Origin of the sequence: Agromyces luteolus (assembly GCF_009729855.1) — a bacterium.
Classification (GTDB): domain Bacteria; phylum Actinomycetota; class Actinomycetes; order Actinomycetales; family Microbacteriaceae; genus Agromyces; species Agromyces luteolus.
In genome coordinates this window covers 612792-629445 of sequence record NZ_WODA01000025.1, presented here as the reverse complement: position 1 = coordinate 629445, position 16654 = coordinate 612792, and the positions used below count along the sequence as shown (strand labels likewise).

15 protein-coding genes and 1 tRNA gene are annotated in these 16654 nt (G+C 72.6%); 9 read left to right on the top strand and 7 right to left on the bottom strand.

Annotated features, from left to right (window positions below; genetic code table 11):
- Positions 1-126: 126 nt before the first annotated feature.
- Together GLX25_RS16575 and GLX25_RS16570 are read right to left on the bottom strand one after the other, a co-directional pair.
- The gene (locus GLX25_RS16575) at positions 127-1503 is read right to left on the bottom strand and encodes an FAD-binding oxidoreductase (RefSeq protein ID WP_155843630.1); all 1377 of its coding nucleotides are present in this window, start codon (positions 1501-1503) and stop codon (positions 127-129) included.
- On the bottom strand, positions 1500-1898 hold the full coding sequence (locus tag GLX25_RS16570) for a RidA family protein (protein WP_155843628.1): 399 nt from the start codon (positions 1896-1898) through the stop codon (positions 1500-1502). Before GLX25_RS16570 ends, GLX25_RS16575 begins: the two co-directional genes overlap by 4 nt.
- A 138-nt stretch (positions 1899-2036) precedes the next feature.
- Here GLX25_RS16570 and GLX25_RS16565 point away from each other — a divergent pair, with 138 nt between their 5' ends.
- Positions 2037-3170 (top strand): response regulator transcription factor, encoded by a 1134-nt coding sequence (locus GLX25_RS16565; protein ID WP_166548927.1) that lies wholly within the window; start codon positions 2037-2039, stop codon positions 3168-3170.
- Between the two features lie 6 nt (positions 3171-3176).
- On the opposite strand, the gene GLX25_RS16560 is transcribed toward GLX25_RS16565, so the two are convergent.
- Positions 3177-3995, bottom strand: coding sequence for a DedA family protein (locus GLX25_RS16560; RefSeq protein WP_166548926.1), 819 nt, complete (start codon positions 3993-3995; stop codon positions 3177-3179).
- Between the two features lie 226 nt (positions 3996-4221).
- Between GLX25_RS16560 and GLX25_RS16555 the strand changes: the two genes are divergently transcribed.
- Positions 4222-6276, top strand: a complete 2055-nt coding sequence (locus GLX25_RS16555; protein WP_155843626.1) for an NHL repeat-containing protein — start codon at positions 4222-4224, stop codon at positions 6274-6276.
- 55 nt (positions 6277-6331) lie between these two features.
- Here the strand turns inward: GLX25_RS16555 and GLX25_RS19205 are convergent, their stop codons facing one another.
- Entirely contained in the window at positions 6332-6562 is a 231-nt protein-coding gene (locus GLX25_RS19205) for a DUF1653 domain-containing protein (RefSeq protein WP_271192399.1), read from the bottom strand.
- Positions 6563-6678: 116 nt separating this feature from the next.
- On the opposite strand from GLX25_RS19205, the gene GLX25_RS16545 reads away from it, so the two are divergent.
- On the top strand, positions 6679-7473 hold the full coding sequence (locus GLX25_RS16545) for a ZIP family metal transporter (RefSeq protein ID WP_166548925.1): 795 nt from the start codon (positions 6679-6681) through the stop codon (positions 7471-7473).
- Between the two features lie 57 nt (positions 7474-7530).
- On the opposite strand, the gene GLX25_RS16540 is transcribed toward GLX25_RS16545, so the two are convergent.
- Positions 7531-7612 (bottom strand) — tRNA-Leu (locus GLX25_RS16540).
- Between the two features lie 111 nt (positions 7613-7723).
- On the opposite strand from GLX25_RS16540, the gene zwf reads away from it, so the two are divergent.
- Positions 7724-9127, top strand: a complete 1404-nt coding sequence (gene zwf / locus GLX25_RS16535; RefSeq protein ID WP_155843622.1) for a glucose-6-phosphate dehydrogenase — start codon at positions 7724-7726, stop codon at positions 9125-9127.
- A gap of 33 nt (positions 9128-9160) precedes the next feature.
- On the opposite strand, the gene GLX25_RS16530 is transcribed toward zwf, so the two are convergent.
- On the bottom strand, positions 9161-9853 hold the full coding sequence (locus tag GLX25_RS16530; RefSeq protein ID WP_155843620.1) for a hypothetical protein: 693 nt from the start codon (positions 9851-9853) through the stop codon (positions 9161-9163).
- 224 nt (positions 9854-10077) lie between these two features.
- Here GLX25_RS16530 and GLX25_RS16525 point away from each other — a divergent pair, with 224 nt between their 5' ends.
- From GLX25_RS16525 to GLX25_RS16505, 5 genes are all read left to right on the top strand, one after another.
- Positions 10078-10392 carry a hypothetical protein gene (locus tag GLX25_RS16525; protein WP_155843619.1) on the top strand — a complete coding sequence of 105 codons (315 nt, stop codon included), beginning with the start codon at positions 10078-10080 and terminating at the stop codon, positions 10390-10392.
- Between the two features lie 105 nt (positions 10393-10497).
- The gene (locus GLX25_RS16520) at positions 10498-12744 is read left to right on the top strand and encodes a hybrid sensor histidine kinase/response regulator (protein WP_155843617.1); all 2247 of its coding nucleotides are present in this window, start codon (positions 10498-10500) and stop codon (positions 12742-12744) included.
- Positions 12745-12747: 3 nt separating this feature from the next.
- Positions 12748-14409 (top strand): FAD-dependent oxidoreductase, encoded by a 1662-nt coding sequence (locus GLX25_RS16515; RefSeq protein ID WP_166548924.1) that lies wholly within the window; start codon positions 12748-12750, stop codon positions 14407-14409.
- A 370-nt stretch (positions 14410-14779) separates the two neighbouring features.
- Positions 14780-15730 carry a coiled-coil domain-containing protein gene (locus GLX25_RS16510; protein WP_155843615.1) on the top strand — a complete coding sequence of 317 codons (951 nt, stop codon included), beginning with the start codon at positions 14780-14782 and terminating at the stop codon, positions 15728-15730.
- An 80-nt stretch (positions 15731-15810) separates the two neighbouring features.
- Entirely contained in the window at positions 15811-15960 is a 150-nt protein-coding gene (locus tag GLX25_RS16505; protein WP_155843613.1) for a hypothetical protein, read from the top strand.
- An 87-nt stretch (positions 15961-16047) separates the two neighbouring features.
- Here the strand turns inward: GLX25_RS16505 and GLX25_RS16500 are convergent, their stop codons facing one another.
- A complete protein-coding gene (locus tag GLX25_RS16500) occupies positions 16048-16557 on the bottom strand; it encodes a YybH family protein (RefSeq protein ID WP_155843611.1) in 510 nt (169 codons plus the stop codon).
- Positions 16558-16654 lie beyond the last annotated feature (97 nt).

Here is a 16654-nt window from a genome sequence, read left to right as displayed (position 1 = left end):
CGCAATGCGATATAGAACGGATGCCGCGCACCGGCCGCCCTCGAACGAGGGCGATCGGCACGCGGCATCCGCCTGCTCGGTCGACGCCTCACGGCTCGAGCTGGCCTGAGGCCGACGGGTCGTACCTCAGCGCCGGCCATCGCCGATCGGGTGGGCGGCGGCGAAGACGCCGTCGGGGTCGACGGTGCGCCGCACCTCGACGAGGCGTGCCCAGGCGTCGGCGTCGAACCCGGTGGCGACGTCGATCCCGCGGTCGGCGAAGTTGAGGAACGCGGTGCCGTTCGCCCAGGGAGCGAGTGCGGCCGCGACCGAACTCGTGACCGATTCGCCGATCGCCGCCATCTCGGGCGTCGGGGCCGGCGAGAGGGCGAACAGCGCGTAGGCGCCGTCGAGGCGTGCGAGCGCGCCGTCGCCGGACCGCGCGAGCGCACCGCCCAGGTGACGCAGCTCGGCGCAGATGAGCGGGATCTCGACGTCGGCGCCGGCGACGGCCACGAGCGCGTCGATCGCCGCATCCGGCAGTTCGGTCATCATCGCGTGATCGCTCACGCCGGGGACCGGGTCCGGCGGGTCCATGTGCACGTCGACGAGGCCCGCCGCCGGCATGCGCCCGAACGTGTCGACCTCGGGTGCGAGCGCGCGGAGCGGAGCGAGCAGCTCCGCCGCCCGTTCGTCGTCCTCGAGGATCGCGCCGTCGATCACGACGAGGCTGCGACCGCTCAGGAACGGGGGCATCGCCGGGTCGGGCGGGAAGCGCAGGAAGCGCAGCGACGTGGTCGCGGACTCCGGCAGGTCGGCCGTCCAGCGCGCCCAGGCCCGGGTCACCTCGGACCCCTTCGAGAGGTCCCAGAGCAGCATGCCCGCGACGACGTCGGCGACCGGGATGAGGTCGATCTCGACCGCGACGACGACGCCGAAGTTCCCGCCGCCACCGCCGCGGAGCGCCCACAACAGGTCGGGGCGCTCGTGCTCGCTCGCTCGGACGATCGAGCCGTCGGCGATCACGAGCTCGACGGCGCGCACGTGCGACGACGCCAGGCCGTGCGCGCGACCGTAGAACGACAGGCCGCCGCCGAGCGCGTAGCCGGCCACCGCGACGTCGCCGGCGCTGCCGTGCAGCGCGGCGAGGCCGTGCGGGGCCGCGGCCTCGACGACGTCGCGCCACAGCGTGCCGCCGAGCACCCGGGCGGTCCGGGCGATCGGGTCGACGGTCACGCCGGTCAGCTCGTGCAGGCGCACGAGCACGACGTCGTGGAGCGAGCCGGTTGCGAGCGCGGCGGCACCGTGGCCGGTGCTCTGCGGCGCGATGCGCAGCCCGAGCGCGGTGGCCGCAGCGACGACGCGGGCGACCTCGTCGGCCGTGCGGGGCACCGCGACGGCCGCGGGGCGTTGCACGACGGCGAGGTTCCAGGGGACGGTCGCCACGTCGTAGCCGGGATCGCCGGGCAGGAGCACGGTTCCGGCTTCGCGGAGCGTCGAGGTGTCGGTGAGCGAGGGGTTCATGTCCAGTCCTTCTGTTCAGGGGTACGGGTGGCGGGTGCCACGCCGGATGCCGCGCCGGATGCTGCGCCGGATGCTGCGCCGGTGGCCACGTCGGCCGCGAGGCGCACGAGCATGCCCGGCGGTTCGAGGTGCGTCGCGGAGACCCAGGCCACCACCGGCGACGCGGGGCCGGTTCCGAACCGCTCGAGCACCAGCGCGACCAAGTCCGAGGCCGTCCCCGGCTCGATCGCGTGGATTCGCACCTGCGTCACCGCCCCGGGCCCCAGCCCGCGTTCGGCGAGCGCCGCCTCGAGCCGGACGAGTGCGAGGCACAGCTGCGCGGTCGCGTCGTCGGCGTGCAGCAGCTCGCCGCGGTCGTCGACGGACCCGGTCTCGATGGTCGTGGTGGTGGTCACGTCGGACATCGTGCGCGGCCGGCCGGGCTCGCCGGTATCCCGCGCGACGGGGGAGTTCGGGTTCCCAGCGCGCGGGCCCGGCGCGATTCCCAGTGATCTGGGATACCGGTCCGGCGCGGCGAGGCGCATACTGAACGCGTGATTCCCCAGTTGACCGGGGCCCGCGTGCGTGGCGACCTCGACGTGCTCTCGCGCGCCGGGCTGGATCTCGACGACTTCATCGGCGAGGCGACGGACTCCGTGCGCCGCGCCGTGCCCTGGGTCGGCGCGTGCGTCGGAACCCACGACCCCGCGACGATGATGCTGACGAGCGCCCGGAAGTACGGTGCGCTGACGGCGCACAACGAGCACGACCGGCTCTTCGGGATCATCGAGTACGGCTCCGAGGAGCCGACGTCGTTCCGGTCGCTCGCCGTGAGCGACCAGAAGGCGATCGGCATGCGCGCGACCGAGGCGGCCGAGATCGATCGATCCGAGCGGATGGCCCGACTCATGCGTCCGCACTACGGGTTCGCCGACGAGGCCCGGCTGCTGTTCCGCGACGGCACGGCCGTCTGGGGATGCCTCGCGATCTTCCGCGGCAGCGACGATCCGGCGTTCACCGCCGACGAGGTCGGGTTCCTGGGCTCGCTGTCGGAGTCGTTCGCGCGGGGCGTGCGCTCGGGCATCCTCACCCGCCTCGCGCACGATTCGGTGCCGCTCGGCGAGACCGGCGGTCCGGCCGTCGTCATCGTCGACGCGCGCGACGAGGTCGCGCAGATCAGCGTCGGAGCGGAGGAACGGCTCGAGCAGCTGCGCGGCAACGCGCACGGCGGCGACCCGCTGAGCCTCGTGACCTCGCTCGTCGGCGCCGCGCGCCGCACGCTCGCGTCACCCGATGCGCCGCCCGCCCGCGCGCGGGTCCGCACCGGTTCCGGCGTCTGGCTCCTGCTGCACGCCTCGCCGCTGCGCGGCGCCGCGGGTGCGACCGGCGACGTGGTCGTCACCATCGAGGAGGCGAGGCCGCCCGAGATCGTCTCGCTCGTGGTCGCCGCGTTCGGCCTCACGCAGCGCGAGCGCGACGTCACGCGGCTCGTGCTGCAGGGCGTGGAGACCAAGGAGATCGCCTCGACGCTGCACGTGTCGGCCTACACCGTGCAGGACCACCTGAAGTCGGTGTTCGACAAGGCCGGGGTCCGCAGTCGCCGCGAGCTCATCTCGCGGGTCTACTTCGACCAGTACGTCCCGCGCATGGGCGAGACCGTCGGCGCCACGGGGTGGTTCGCGGGCTGATCGGCCTCAGCGACCGTCGTGCGGCGGCCGGTCGTCGCCGTGGCCGTCGCCGTGGTGCGGGTGGTCGCCGTCGAGGTGCGGCGGGCGGTCGAACACGTCGGGGTCGAGCACGAGCTCCTCGGCCTCCTCCTCGTCGGTCACGACGTCCTCGCCCGCGGCCTCGGCCTTCTTCGCCTTCCGGCGCTCGCTGAAGTAGTGCCACGCGGTCACGAGCGCGGTGCCGCCGACCGCCACGAGGAGGATCAGGTCGATGTACTCGCGCACGAGGAACGCGACCGGCGGGATGAAGCTGACCGCGTACCCGAACATCGTCAGACCGAAGCCCCAGATCACCGCGCCGATGAAGTTGTAGAGCGTGTACTTCGCGCGATTCATGTGCCCCACGCCGGCCGCGACCGGAGCGAACGTGCGCACGATCGGCACGAAGCGGGCGAGGATGATCGTGAGCCCGCCGAACCGTTCGAAGAACGCGTTCGTGCGTTCGACGTTCTTGACGCTGAAGAGCCCGCTCTCCTTCCGTTCGAACACCTTCGGGCCGCCGCGATGCCCGATCTCGTAGCCGACCTCGCCGCCGACGAACGCGGACAGGCCGATGAGCAGCGCGACGATCCACACCGAGACGCCGAACACGCCGTTCGGCGGCACCAGCTCGGGGTTCGACAGCAGGCCCGAGATGACGAGGAGCGTGTCGCCCGGCAGGAGGAACCCGACGAGCAGGCCGGTCTCGGCGAAGACGATGAAGCAGACCACGAGCAGCGCCCACGGGCCTGCGCCCTGGATGATCGTCTCCGGGTCGAGCCACGGGATGAGCGCGGTGTGGATCACGGCGTGGTGCTCCTGTCGTCGGACCTGGCGGCGGCCGGCCCCGGTCTGCTGGGGTGTCCGAGCAGTCTAGCGAGCGGATGCCTCGCGGCGATCGGGGCAGCCCCCGAATCCGCCGTGAGGACGACGTGCCGGCGCGCGCGCACCCCGGGAGACCGGCCCGACCCTTGCGGTCGGCCCGATGCCGCACTAGCTTGTGCCGCGTTGCCGAGGCCTTGGGGGAAGTCCGATGCGCACGCCGTTCATTCTCGTCACCGCTGCGATCCTCGCGGCACCGATCCTCGTGGGTCCCGCGCCGGGCGCCACCGCCGCCGGAACCGACCTGCACGGCTCACTTCAGACCGTCGCCGCGGGCGGAAGGCCCGGGGGCTGGAACGGCTGGGAAGTGGCGGCATCCGTCACCGGTCATGGCGCGCCGATCGCGACCGTGACGGCTGATGCCGCCGGCGCGTTCGACCTCGACATCGACGTGCCCGTACCCGCGGACGGCATCCTGTGGCTGATCGCGCGAGCGCCGGCGGACGCGGCCCGACCGGACGCGCCGACCGCGGTGCTCGCGTCGGCGCTGACGGGCGTGCCCGCCCAGTCGGTGGTCGTCAACGAGCGCACCACCATCGCGACCGCATGGGCCATGGCGCAGTTCGTCGACGACGACGGCATCGACGGCACGGCGCCGGGGCTCCGCAACGCGGCGGGGATGGCCGCGAACCTCGCCGACCCGGCGACCGGTCGGGCGGCGGCGATGCTCGCGGGCTCGCCGAACGGCGACGAGACCTCGACCCTCGCGGCGTTCGGATCGTTGACCGCCGCGCTCGCGTCGTGCGTCGTCGATCCGTTCGGCCATCCCGCGGCGCACCCCGGCGGCACCTGCGCGACGATCATCGACATCGCCGGCGAGGCGGACGATCCGGCAGTCCCGTCCGACGTGTTCCGCGCGTTCGCAGAGATCGCGCGCAATCCCGCCGTCGCCGCGCCGGCCCGGCTCTTCGAGCTCTCCACCCTCGTGCCGCTCTCCGGAACGACGCCGGTGCTGACCGTGCCGCCCGCGGCGTGGACGCTGGCGATCCGGTTCGACGGCGACGGGCGCTCGCTCGACGGCCCGGGGAACTTCGCGATCGACCACGAGGGCAACCTGTGGGTCAACAACAACTACCAGTACCGGCCGCAGCCCAAGGCCCCCGCGTGCGGGTCGGACGCCCTGTTCAAGTTCTCGCCGACCGGCGGGTTCGAGAAGTTCACCGGCGGCGGACTCTCGGGTGCGGGGTACGGCATCGAGCTGGACGAGCGCACGGGCGAGGTGTGGGTGTCGAACTTCGGCTTCTCGGCGCCCGAGCCGTTCTGCAAGAAGAAGCGGCAGCCGCCGCACGACACGGCCTCGCTGTTCAGCCCCGACGGGGTGGCGCTCTCCGGGGCCGGCGGCTTCACCGAAGGCGGGCTCGACTGGCCGCAGGGCATCGAGGTCGACTCGCAGCGATCCGTCTGGTTCGCGAACTGCCACGCCGACACGCTGACGCTGTACCCCGGCGGCGATCGCAGCGCGGCGCGAGCCGTGCCGGCCTCCGAGCTGCAGCTCGTGGAGCCCTTCGACGTGGTCGACAACGGCGACCGCATCTTCGCGTCGGGCATGGTGAACTCCGCGGTCCAGATGCTCGACTACGACGGGAACGTGCTCCCCGGGTCGCCGGGTGCGAATGCCGCCTTCGCCAACCCGATGGGTCTCGCCGCCGACGGCGCGGGCAACGTGTGGGCGGCCAACTCGTTCCTCGTCGAACTCCCGTGCCCGACGGTTCCGGGCAGTGATTCGACCGAGCTCGACCTCTCCGGCGTGCTCGGCGCCGAGTTCGACGCGGTCGGGGCGTACACGGGCGTGGGTCCGAACCCGTACCTCGGATCCGTGGCGATGATCGCCCCGGACGGCAGCAGCGTCACCAAGTACGACGGCGGCGGCACGACGCTGCCGTGGGGGATCACGACCGACGGCGACGGCAACGTGTGGGTCGCGAACTTCGCGGGCAAGCGGCTGTCGGCCTTCTGCGGGGCGGATGCGTCGACCTGCCCGCCCGGCGTCGCCACGGGCGACCCCATCTCACCGGACCTCACCGGGTTCTTCTTCGACGGCCTGGTGCGCAACACCGGCGTGGCCGTGGACCAGTCCGGCCACGTCTGGGTCGCGAACAACTGGATCGAGATCCCGATCCAGACGAACCCGGGCGGCCACGAGATCGTCGCCTTCCTCGGGCTCGCCGAGCCGGTCGAGGTCCCGGCGCCGGACCTGGCCGGCTGAGTCGCGACCGGGGCGGTGCGGCCGTGAGCGGCCGTGCCGCGGCATCCGCTCGCCGTCAGTCGACGCGCCGGAAGCGGGGGACGAGCCCGACGCCCACCTCGACCTGCTCGGTGAACATCGCAGCGGGCCGCACCCAGACGCCCCCGTCGCCGTAGAGCTGGCGGTAGACGACGACCCACTCCTCGGTCTCGCTGTGGCGGGCGAGCGTCAGCACCTCGTAGCGGGCGCCCTTGACGTGCTCGTACGTGCCGGGGGAGATGGCGGGCGGCTCGTTCGGAGAGGTCACGGGCTCATCGTACGGACCGGGCACCGTCCGCAACGTTCGCTGCGCGCACCGGGTCGACGTACGCCGCGCGCGTCAATCCCCTTCACCGGCCGCAGCATCCGCCCGAGACTTGGCGCGTGGCGACGGCGCTCTGGTTCGGGATCGTGGCCTCGAGCGCGCTCGTCATCGGGGCGGTGGTGGGCGCACGGGTCCGACTGCCGAAGCGCGTGCTCGCGATCCTGCTGTCGTTCGCCGCCGGCGCGCTCATCACGGCGCTCGCGTTCGAGCTGTTCGAGGATGCGTACGAGCGCGGCGGGATCGTCCGCGCGGCGCTCGGCCTGCTCGTCGGCGCGATCGTCTTCGCGGTCCTGAGCGCCCTCCTCGACCGCTGGGCGCAGCCCGGGCGGCAGGCGCGACCCGCCGCCGAGGTCGAGGGCAGCGTCAAGCTCGACACGGATGCCGCGGCATCCGATCGCCCGGCCTCGGCCGCGACGACCCGCGGTGCGGCGGGACTCGCGCTGCTCGCCGCGGTGACCCTCGACGGCGTGCCCGAGAACCTCGCGCTCGGCGTCTCGCTCGGCGAGGCCGGGACCGGCGGGTTCGCGCTCCTGGCGGCGATCTTCGTCTCGAACCTGCCCGAATCGCTGGTGGGCGCGTCGTCGATGCGCAGCCAGGGGCGCTCGACCCGGAGCATCGTGCTCTTGTGGAGCGCGTGCGCCGCCCTCCTCGTGCTCGCCGTCGTGATCGGGGCCGGGCCGCTCGCGAACTCCGACCCCGAGACGATCTCCCTGCCGCTCGCGTTCGCCGCCGGCGCCGTGATCGCCTCGCTCGCCGACACCCTGATGCCCGAGGCGTACGAGCACGGCGGCCCGGCGGTCGCGCTCAGCACCGCAGCGGGGTTCGTGCTGTCGTTCGTGCTCTCGCTCGCGTGAGGACGGGCGGGCGAGCCCCGATGCGAGTCGAGCCGAGCCGAGTCGAGCCGAGCTGAGTGCGGAAGGAGGGACTTGAACCCTCACGCCCGAAGGCACAGGAACCTAAATCCTGCGTGTCTGCCGATTCCACCACTCCCGCGAGTGCCCGTTCAGTCTAGGCGGCGGTGGGGCGCCGACCCGGCACGGAGGCGCGGACGCCAGAGGCATCCGCCTCTTGTCGTCGCGCGCGCCCTCGGCCAGACTGCCGCCCATGGGGGCAACGGATCACACGACCGCGCGCCGCGACGTCATGGTGATCTTCGGCATCACCGGCGACCTCGCACGCGTCAAGACCTTCCACTCGCTGTACCGACTCGAGGAGCGGGGGCTGCTCGACTGCCCGATCGTCGGCGTCGCGTTCGAGGACTGGACGAAGGACCAGCTGGCGCAGCGCGCCCGCGAGAGCATCACCGCGCAGGAGGGCGACCTCGACGAGGCCGTCTTCGCGCGCCTGATGGACCGCATGTCGTATGCGCACGGCGACTTCGGCAAGCCCGAGACGTACGACGGCGTGAAGCAGGCGATGGGCGGGGCGGAGCATCCGCTCTTCTACCTCGAGGTGCCGCCGAACCTGTTCGCGACCGTCGTGAAGGGCGTCGCCGGCGCCGGGCTCGCGACCAACGCGCGGTTCGTGATCGAGAAGCCGTTCGGGCACGACCTCGCCTCGGCGAAGGCGCTCGCCGCCGAGCTGCACTCGGTCGTCGACGAGTCGCAGCTGCTTCGCGTCGACCACTACCTCGGCAAGGTCGGCCTCGAGGAGATCCCGTTCCTGCGCTTCGCGAACACGCTCCTCGCGCCGGTCTGGAACCGCGACTACATCGACCACGTGGAGATCTCGATGACCGAGGCGTTCGGCGTCGACGATCGCGGCCACTTCTACGACCCGGTCGGGGCGCTCCGCGACGTCGTCGTGAACCACCTGATGCAGGTCGTCGTGGCGGTCGCAATGGAGGCGCCGGACTACGGGGATCGCTCGTCGCTCGGTCGGCGGCGGACCGAGCTGCTGCGCGAGATCGTGCCGGTCGATCCGGCCCGGTACGTCCGCGGGCAGTACCGGGGGTACCGTGACGTCGACGGCGTGGCCGCCGACTCGACGACCGAGACGTTCGCGGCGCTCGAGCTTCGCATCGACAACCCGCGGTGGGAGGGCGTGCCGTTCTTCATCCGCACGGGGAAGAAGCTCCGGGCGACCGAGACGGAGGTGCGCGTCGTCTTCCGCGAGGCGCCGTCGCTCGGGTTCGGCCTGCGCGGCGAGGCACCGCCGACGAACGAGCTGGTCGTGCGGCTCGGTCCGACCTTCGGCGTCCGCGTGGCGCTCGCGGCACAGCGCGTGGATGCCGCGACCCCCGAGCTGGCCGAACTCGACGTCGGCTTCGCGGCGACACCGGGGGAGTCGCCGACGCCGTACGAGGTGCTCTTCGAGGCGGCGCTCGCCGGCGGCGGGATGCGGTTCGCCAGCCAGGACACGATCGACGCCGAGTGGGCGGTCATCCAGCGTCTGCTGGACGCGCCGCCCCCGGTGCAGCCGTACGAGCCGGGCACCTGGGGGCCGTCGGCCGCCGACGCGCTCATCGACGGGCGGGGCGGATGGCCCGAGCCCTGGCTCGACGGATGAACCGCGTCGCCGGTCGCGCGGCGCCTCCTGAGCTCAGCCTGCCGTCGCGCCGCCGTCGCCGGCGAGCCGCTGCACGAGCTGCGCCTTGCGCCGGATCGCCTGCTCGTCGGTCGGCAGGTCCCAGATCGTGACGTGATCGTCGGGCCCGACCGTCTCGACGCCCGTCGAGGTCACGATCTCGATCTCGTCGTGCTCGACGCCGAACAGGTCGGCGCCGGTGCGCGCCGACCACCGCACGATCGTCCCGATCGACTCCCCGTCGGGCCGGGCGAGCACGTGACCCACGTGCTGCGGGCCGAGGCTCCTGGCCGACAGCCGACGGAGCGGCCGGGGTTCGCCTCCCGTCGGGTTCGGCCAGCACACCCGGCACGAGCGCACGCCGGCCAGGTCGCGCGCGGCCCGGCGCGTGATCAACGTCGGCAACGGCATCCGGTACGCCGGGTTCGACGCGAGGCGCCGCCGGTGCGGTGCGGTCCACTTGGACGGCCGGTCCAGGTGCGACTCGATCGAGGCGCACTCCAGGCGGTGCAGCATCTGCTCGCTCGAGGGGCTGCTGCGGGTCACGGCGAACTCGGCGCCCGAGGCGAAACCGCGTCGGAGCTCGGCGACCTCGTCGGCGACGATGCGCGCGACGAGCTCGTCGACGGCGTCGCTCCGATACGACGCGTCCTCACCGGTGGGGGGCGCGTCGACCTCCGGGCTGCGTGCAGGTTCGGGTCCGGTCATTCGCGTTCGCTCCGTTCTCGTCGCCCCCCGCGGCCGTGTCTCGTGGCCGAATGTAGTCAGGGAACCCCACCCGGGCGAGCGGCGAGCGCGGGCGTGTCGGACCGGTGGCACCCGAACGCGGGGTCCCTCGAGCGCCGAGCCGAGGCATCCGCTCGCTTCGCACCGCGAGTGCGATTGACTGGGGCCATGACGCATCGGCAGCGTGGGCGACGGGCGGGTTCGACGTGAGCGGAGGCGGTGGCGGGGGCTTCCGGCCGGGCAGCGGGATCCCGGGCGACGGCGAGCCGACGCGGCGGCCGTCGCTCGCCGCGATCATCGGCATCGCGCTCGCCGTGTTCGCGTTCCTCCTGCCCTCGTGGTGGGCGCTGCCCGTCGCGGCGATCGCGATCGTGCTCGGGGTTGTCGGGCGCCGCCAGTTCCGCGCCGACCCGGTCACGGGGCCGGGCTGGCTGTCGCTCACGGCGATCATCCTCGGCGCCTTCGTGCTCCTCGGCCAGATCGCGATCCTCGCCACCGCCCTCCTCTCGACGCCGGCCTGAGGCCGGACCGCCCCGGACGGGGGACAGTCCCGGGCTCGTCCGCGTCGATAGGGTGGCCGGGAAGCGACCAGCGACGACGACGCGGACGACGGGGAGGAGGACTCCGTGGCCCAGCTCGGCTCGATCCTCGTGATCTCCGACGACGCCGACGCGATCGCGGACCTCAGCGGCATCCTCGCGGAGGACCGCTACACGGTGGTCACGGCGCAGGGCGACCTGGCGCACGCGCACGCGGCCCTCGCGCACGGCCCCGACCTGATCGTCCTCGATGCCGGCCTGCGGGGTGCCGACGCGTTCGCGCTCGCCGCCGAGCTGCACCGGGCCGACGAGACGCACGACCTGCCGGTCATCTTCATGGCGGCCGACGCCGACGTCGAGACGCGCGTGCGCGGGCTCGAGGCCGGCGACGACCTGATCGGCATCCCGTTCGACGCCCGCGAAGTCCTCGCCCGCATCGAGCGCCAGGTCACGGTGTCGAAGGTGCGGATGGCGCTGCGCGAGTCCGAGGCGAAGTTCCGCTCGGTCATGGAGTCGGCGATCGACGCGATCATCTCCGCGGACGACGAGGGGATCATCCGGAGCTGGAACAGTGCGGCCACCGCCCTGTTCGGCCACACCGAGTCCGAGGCGATCGGGCAGCGGCTCGAACTCGTGATCCCCGAGCGGTTCCGCGACCTGCACCGCACCGGCATCCACCGCGTCAGCACCGGCGGCGAGACCCACGTCATCGGCTCGACCGTCGAGCTCGCCGCCATCCGCCGCGACGGCTCGGAGTTCCCGATCGAGCTCTCGCTCGCGACCTGGTTCCTCGACGAGGACCGCTACTACACCGGCATCATCCGCGACATCAGCGAGCGCAAGCAGGCCGAGCAGAAGTTCCGGTCGGTCACCGAGTCGGCGATCGACGCGATCATCTCCGCCGACCACACGGGCCGCATCATGTCGTGGAACTCGGCGGCCACGCGGATCCTCGGCTACACCGAGGAGGAGGCCGTCGGGCAGCAGCTCGAGCTCGTGATCCCGCCCGAGTTCCACGAGCTGCACCGGGCGGGCATCAAGCGCTACACCGAGACCGGCGAGGCGCACGTGATCGGCACCACGGTCGAGCTCTCCGCGATCACGAAGTCGGGCGAGCAGATCCCGATCGAGCTGTCGCTGTCGACGTGGACGGTGCACGAGGACCGCTACTACACGGGCATCATCCGCGACATCGGCGAGCGCAAGGCGGCCGAGGAGGCACTCCTGCAGAGCGAGCAGCAGCTCCGGGAGCGCACCGACGAGCTCCGCGGCAAGAACTCGGTGCTCGAGCAGACGCTCGCGCAGATCGGCCAGATGCAGGACCAGCTGATCCTCCAGGAGAAGATGGCATCGCTCGGCAAGCTGAGCGCCGGCATGGCGCACGAGTTGAACAACCCGGCATCCGCGGCCCAGCGAGGCGCCTCGCAGGCGATGGCGGTCTTCGCGAAGCTGCAGGAGGCGCAGCTCCAGCTCGGCCGTCTCGGGCTCTACGGGTCGAAGCTCGAGCACCTCCGCGCGCTCGACCGGCTGGCCGTCGACCGCGCCGACGCGCCGCTCGAGCTCGGGGCGCTCGAACGCAGCGACCGCGAGGCCGAGGCCGAGGACTGGCTCGACGAGCACGGCGTAGCCGACGCCGGCGAGCTCGCGCCCTCGGTCGTCAGCCTCGGGCTGTCGGTCGACGACCTCGACGACCTCGCCGCGACGTTCGTCGGCGAGGAGGCGTCGGTCGTCGTCGAGTGGCTGGGCCTGAAGTTCCTCATCTACACGCTGCTGTCGGAGGTCGCGGTCGGCACGACCCGGATCGTCGACCTCGTGAAGGCGCTGAAGACCTACACCTACATGGACCAGACCCCGGTTCAGGACGTCGACGTGCGGCGCGGCCTCGACAACACGCTGATCATCCTGCACAACAAGCTCAAGGCCGGCGTGCACGTGGTCCGCGAGTACGACGCCGACCTGCCCGCGATCCAGGCGTACGCCAGCGAGCTGAACCAGGTGTGGACCAACCTCATCGACAACGCGATCGACGCGATGGGCGGGCGTGGGAACCTGACGGTCCGCGCCCGGCGCGACGACGACGTGGTCGAGGTGCAGATCGAGGACGACGGACCGGGCATCCCGCCCGAGAACATGGTCGTGCTCTTCGACCCGTTCTTCACGACGAAGCCGGTCGGCGAGGGCACCGGGCTCGGCCTGCCGATCTCGCGGAACATCGTCGTGAAGAAGCACCACGGCGACATGACGGTCGACTCGGTGCCGGGGCGGACGTGCTTCACGGTGCGCCTGCCGATCGATTCGACGCCCGGCGACGAGCCGGACGGCGGGGAGGACTGAGCCGTGGCGAAGCCGGTGATCATGACGGTCGACGACGAACCCCAGGTGCTCAACGCGGTCGCCCGCGACCTGCAGGCGCGCTACCGCGACGACTACCGGATCGTGAAGGCGGCCTCGGGCCGGGAGGGCCTCGACGCGGTGGGGGAGTACCTCAAGCGCGGCACGCCCGTGGCGCTCCTCCTCGTCGACCAGCGGATGCCGGGCATGACGGGCACCGAGTTCCTCGAGCAGGCGCTGAAGCTCGTGCCCGACGCCAAGCGCGTGCTGCTGACCGCCTACGCCGACACGAACGCCGCGATCATGTCGATCAACGCGCTCGAGCTCGACTACTACCTGCTGAAGCCGTGGGACCCGCCGGAGGAACGGCTCTACCCGGTGATCGACGAGCTGCTCGACGACTGGCGCGCCTCGTCGCCGCCGGTGTACGAGGGCATCCGCGTGGCCGGCACCCTGTGGTCGCCGACGACTCACGCCGTGAAGGACTTCCTCGCGCGCAGCCAGATCCCGTACCAGTGGCTCGACATCGAGAAGAACGAGGGCGCGCGCGAACTCGTCGAGGCCTCGACCACCGGGACGCGGAGGCTGCCCGTCGTGTTCCTGCCCGACGGCACGACCCTGTTCTGCCCCGACCTGCACGAGCTCGCCGAGCGCATCGGCCTGCGGGCGCCGGCGCAGCAGCCCTTCTACGACCTGGTCGTCGTCGGCGCCGGGCCCGCGGGGCTCGCGGCCGCGGTGTACGGCGCGTCCGAGGGCCTGCGCACCGCGGTCGTCGAGCGCGAGGTGCCCGGCGGGCAGGCCGGCACGAGCTCGCGCATCGAGAACTACCTCGGCTTCCCGAACGGCATCAGCGGCGCCGACCTCGCGCGGCGCGCCGTGACGCAGGCGAAGCGGCTCGGCGCCGAGATCCTGAGTCCCCAGGCGGTGACCGGCATCCGGCTCGAGGACTCGTACAAGATCGTCGCGCTCGACGACGGCAGCGAGCTGCGCTGCCGCGCGCTCGTGCTCGCGACGGGCGTGTCGGCGCGCACGCTCGGCGTGCCCGGCGAGGAGCGGCTGCTCGGGGCATCCGTCTACTACGGCGCCGCGGCCTCAGAAGCGGTGGCGTACAGCGGATGCCGCGTGGCCGTCGTCGGCGGCGCGAACTCGGCCGGCCAGGGCGCGATGTTCCTGTCGCGGTACGCGGCCGAGGTCACGATCCTGGTCCGCGGCGAGGGACTCGAGTCGTCGATGTCGCGGTACCTCATCGACCAGATCGAGGCGGCGCCGAACATCACGGTGCGCCCCTTCTCGCGCGTGGTCGCGCTCACCGGCGACGACCACCTCGAGGCGATCACGGTCAGCGACATGGCCACCGGCGGCGAGGAGGAACTGCCGGCCGACGCGATGTTCGTCTTCATCGGCGCGGTGCCCGGCACGGGCCTCGTGCGGGACCTCGTCGAGCTCGACGACCACGGGTTCGTGCTCACCGGGCAGGACCTCGTGCACGACGGTCGCCGCCCTCACGGCTGGAGGCCGAAGCGCGACCCGTTCCCGCAGGAGGCGAGCGTGCCCGGCATCTTCGCCGCGGGCGACGTGCGGCACGACGTGATGCGACGCGTCGCCTCGGCGGTCGGGCAGGGGTCGGTCGCCGTGAGCCTGGTGCACAAGTACCTCGAGACGGTGTGAGGCGGGGCGGGTCCGTTCCCGGCGTGGGCGGCGCGCGTTCGCAGGACGACGGGGCGCATGCGGCCTCGGCGACGGTCGTGAGGGGTCTCGTCCTGCGAACCGGTCGCGGCCGGCGGGGCCGACGCGGCCGACCGGCTCCGTAGTGGATCGAGTTCGCAGGACGAGACGCCGAATGCCTCGCTGTGCGGGCGGATGACGCGTCTCGTCCTGCGAACCGGCGCGGCCGTGCCGGCCACCGAGCACGGGGTGCCTGCCGGAGGCTCGCGTTCGCATGATGGGATGCGGTTCGCGTCCGCCGGCGCGGGGACGGCGCGTGTGATCCTGCGAACTCGTCCGCCGCCGAGCGCGTCCGCCGCGCCATGATGGAGGCATGGCGACCGACCCGGTGGCGGAGGCGGCCGACGCGCTGTACGGGCTCGTGCCCGAGGAGTTCACGGCGGCCCGCAACGAGCGTGCGGCTGACGCGCGCACCGCGGGAGGCACCGCGCTCGCAAAGCAGATCGGCGCCCTGCGTCGTCCGTCACCCCCGGCGTGGATCGTGAACCGCCTCGCGCGCGATGAGCCCGACCGCGTGGGCGACCTCGTGGGCCTCGGCGGCGAGCTCGCCGACGCGCAGGCCGCTGGCGACGGGCGGGCGCTCGGCGCACTCGTCGCCGAGCGGCGCGAGCTCATCGCCGACCTCGTCCGGCTCGCGGTGTCGCTGGCGGACGCCGCCGGTCGCGAGCCCTCGCGCGCCGTGCTCGACGAGGTCGAGCAGACGCTGGTCGCCGCGAGCGTGTCCGAGGAGGCGGGCGCTGCCGTCGCGAGCGGTCGGCTCGTGCGCGCGCTGCGCGCGGTCGGCATCGAGGTCGACCTCGCCGGTGCCGTCGGCGGCGACGAGCCCGGCGCGCCGCGCCGCCTCGGGAAGCGCCCGGTCGAGCGGGCTGACACGCGGGCCGAGAAGCGCGAGGGGCGAGCGGATGCAGCCTCCCGCGGCGGCGCACGCGAGACCGCCGCCGAGCGGGCCGCTGTAGCGGCCCGACGGGAACGCGACCGGCTCGACGAAGCCCTGCGGCAGGCGCGCGAGCGCGCCGACGACGACGAGCACGCGCTCGCCGAGGCATCCGCTCGCCTCGAGGCCGCCGTGCGCCGGTTCGACGACCTCGAGACCGAGCGCGACGAGCTCGAGCGGCGCCTCTCGGAGGTGCGCGACGATCTCCGCCCGGCCGAGCGCGAGCTGCGCATCGCGACGCGCGCCCGCGAGGCGGCGGCCGCCGAGGCCGCGCGGTCGGCCCGCGCCCGCGACGAGGCCGAGGCCGCGCTCGGGCGGCTCGACCGCTGAGTCGATCCGAGGGCGCGGCACGCCGCGCGGGGGAGTAGCGTGAGGCCCGGTTCCCCCTGACCCGGAGACGGGAGTGGGCCATGGCCGAGAGGAACTGGGAATGCCGGATCGGCATCCACAAGTGGGTGCTGCAGCACGAACCGGAGACCGGCGACAGCTACTACGAGTGCGACCGCTGTGGGAAGGTCCGTTCGCCGGACGGGTACATCCCGCCGATGTTCGACGGCTGACGAGCGACCGCGACGGATCGGTGTGGATGAATGACCGGGCGGTCCGCTCCGCGCCACGCTCTCACGTTGACAGGCCGACAGCGATGATCAGGCCGGCTCCGCTTTGTCGAGAGCCTCGGAGATCCCCGGCGACTTGTCACCGTGGTGATGGATGACCTTCCACCCGTCGCCCTCACGGTAGTAGATATTGGTGACGCGGGAGTTCACCGTGAGCTGCGTGCCACCGACGCCGAATGCGGCGTGTTCGACGCCCACCTCGTATGCCGTGTCCCCGTGCACACGAAAGAGTTGATCTGTGATCTCCACAAGACCACCTGTGGACGACCGGGCCACGCGCTCGAACGACCCCTTGATGTCGTCCCAGCCCACCTGACGATCGCCGATCGGGTGCATCGTCGTCGCCTCGGGGCTGTGCACCCAGATATCGGTCAACGAACCGGCGTCCCCGGACAGCATCCGATTCAATGCCGCATAGAACGCCTTCGAGGCGGCGCGCACATCGTTTTCGGCGGTCATTTCCCTGCTCCTGGATACATGCGTGTCGAGCCATGAGATGACGATGACCCCGCCGACGCTGATCCACGACACGAGATCCATCGTGCCTCCTCTTGCGATGTCCCAGGCGTCGGTCGTCGATCACGCGTCGCGCGCAGGTTATACCCCGGCGCAGCGACGATGCGACGGGCGAAGATCC

Bases quoted from the DNA above. Each gene is read 5' to 3' on its own strand.
- GLX25_RS16555 (WP_155843626.1), top strand. From the start codon at position 4,222: ATGCGCACGCCGTTCATTCTCGTCACCGCTGCGATCCTCGCGGCACCG.
- zwf (WP_155843622.1), top strand. From the start codon at position 7,724: ATGGGGGCAACGGATCACACGACCGCGCGCCGCGACGTCATGGTGATC.
- GLX25_RS16510 (WP_155843615.1), top strand. From the start codon at position 14,780: ATGGCGACCGACCCGGTGGCGGAGGCGGCCGACGCGCTGTACGGGCTC.
- GLX25_RS16530 (WP_155843620.1), bottom strand. From the start codon at position 9,853: ATGACCGGACCCGAACCTGCACGCAGCCCGGAGGTCGACGCGCCCCCC.
- GLX25_RS16505 (WP_155843613.1), top strand. From the start codon at position 15,811: ATGGCCGAGAGGAACTGGGAATGCCGGATCGGCATCCACAAGTGGGTG.
- GLX25_RS16500 (WP_155843611.1), bottom strand. From the start codon at position 16,557: ATGGATCTCGTGTCGTGGATCAGCGTCGGCGGGGTCATCGTCATCTCA.
- GLX25_RS16575 (WP_155843630.1), bottom strand. From the start codon at position 1,503: ATGAACCCCTCGCTCACCGACACCTCGACGCTCCGCGAAGCCGGAACC.